Origin of the sequence: Caballeronia terrestris (genome assembly GCF_001544515.1) — a bacterium.
In the GTDB taxonomy this organism is placed as follows: Bacteria; Pseudomonadota; Gammaproteobacteria; order Burkholderiales; family Burkholderiaceae; genus Caballeronia; species Caballeronia terrestris.
This window is the reverse complement of the sequence record NZ_FCOL02000369.1, coordinates 1-1,566: the sequence shown is the minus strand read 5'-3', so window position 1 is coordinate 1,566 and position 1,566 is coordinate 1. Positions and strand designations below refer to the sequence as shown.

Here is a 1,566-nt window from a genome sequence, read left to right as displayed (position 1 = left end):
CCCTTGCTCCATTTAGGCACCAGTCCATTTTCACCAGTGAAAACTGCCCCTCTTCCCGCCGTTCACAAAAGCCGCACCGTCGATAGGAGAGTAATCACGGGTGCTGTTTTCTCGCGCCACGCGCAGAAACAGGCCAGTCCTCGTGAATTTGCCACTCTAATGCTGGTCAGCACCGCACCCGACCAGGTTGACCAACAGGTCGGCGGCTCCGGCTACACTGCTGTATCCCATTGACCCTTCGGACGTTCCTATGAGCACCAAGGCGACACTCGCGCATCACGAATCCAAAGCGGGCGAACCCTCCTGGCACTTCTACGAAGAAGTGTTTGAGGCTGGCGTCGTTTATCTTGAACTGCAGGGCGTGAGCGTAGAACTGCGCACGAGGGAGGAGGAAGGCGCTGACGTGGTCGTGCGCTTGCCAATCGAGACAGCAAAGCAGCTTGGGTTGCACACCAACGTGCCGAACGATCGGTGGAAACAAGCATGTGATACTAACAAGTAGTTAGACCGTGCGCCCATGATCGTACGTAAACTGATCAACGCGGCGACCGCCATCGAGGCGGCCAGTGGCTCGCACGCATCTGGCTTACCGATCGGAACGCCCCAAGCAGCCATTCTGACGCTTGACAGTGCTGCTGGCGTCGGGGAATGATTTCTATGGTGGCAGTTTGAGGCATTCGCTTCCACGCCGCGCACTTCTACTTGGGCCCTTCACTTTGTCATATTTGGAGGTAGTTTGCTTTGACCGTTAGTCGCATATCTTTTTTCGTCTCTCAGTCATGCTTTCAATAAGCGGAGCCCCGACCACGAGAGGACGTTCGTGAATTTTGAAGATCCGAGTGCGAAAGATTGGGATGAGTTCGACCGCCAGTTGGCGAACGACGACGGAGCTGTGGCAAAAGAACATTTGGCGGAGGCCGCCCCATCTACTACTCGAGTCGGACACGCCCGCCGGTATCTGACTGAAGGAGGGCGACGCCGCCTGCGCCCGGACCGTTTCAATCAAAGATGAGACTCATCGGCAGTTGATCGCGGAAGATGTCGCCCTTGACGGGGCATTTCTCCGCTACGGCGGTCGGCAAGCCTTTTTCCGTGCGAGACCGCGCCCGCACTGCTCGATGCGGTGCAGAACTTGTTGCAGAGACCCCCGCGCTGGTGGCGGCAATCGGGGACGCCACCGATCAGTTTGAAGATCCGGTTTCACGCCTGGCTGAGGCCGCGAGCCACGCCGAGCAGGTGATCGCGACAGCCGAAGGCGCGGCGGATCAATGAGGAAAGAACCCGGCTGCAGCCAAGTCGGGTTTGCATTCGAGACGGTCCAAGAAGCCAAGGTCATGGTTTATGGGAAACCCACAAGCGCGCTTTGGTAGCGGTATGGAATACGCCATGATTGCCACGAGCGAGGCCGAAAGCGCCGTTTGACCCGGCCGCCTCGACACGATCAAGCCCACCCGCAGCTTTGCGCCACGGTGCGCGAACAAGCTGGGCGCTCGCCCACCGGACGGTAGGACGGTAAGCAAAAAGGGCGGTCAGCGGCCCGAAAGACCGCTGACCGCCCTGATGACT

The 1,566-nt window shown here is 58.7% G+C and carries 2 protein-coding genes and 1 pseudogene; all 3 read left to right on the top strand.

Going from position 1 to position 1,566, the window contains the following annotated elements; all coding sequences use genetic code 11:
* Positions 1–234, top strand: a pseudogene (locus AWB67_RS42765) (hypothetical protein); the annotation flags it as partial.
* A gap of 16 nt (positions 235–250) precedes the next feature.
* Positions 251–502 (top strand): hypothetical protein, encoded by a 252-nt coding sequence (locus AWB67_RS37480; protein WP_087660818.1) that lies wholly within the window; start codon positions 251–253, stop codon positions 500–502.
* 536 nt (positions 503–1,038) lie between these two features.
* Positions 1,039–1,272, top strand: a complete 234-nt coding sequence (locus AWB67_RS37475; RefSeq protein WP_087660817.1) for a hypothetical protein — start codon at positions 1,039–1,041, stop codon at positions 1,270–1,272.
* The last annotated feature ends 294 nt before the right edge of the window (positions 1,273–1,566 follow it).

What these genes read in the sequence shown, in the direction of transcription:
- AWB67_RS37475 (WP_087660817.1), top strand. Translation starts at nt 1,039, where the DNA reads ATGTCGCCCTTGACGGGGCATTTCTCCGCTACGGCGGTCGGCAAGCCT.
- AWB67_RS37480 (WP_087660818.1), top strand. Translation starts at nt 251, where the DNA reads ATGAGCACCAAGGCGACACTCGCGCATCACGAATCCAAAGCGGGCGAA.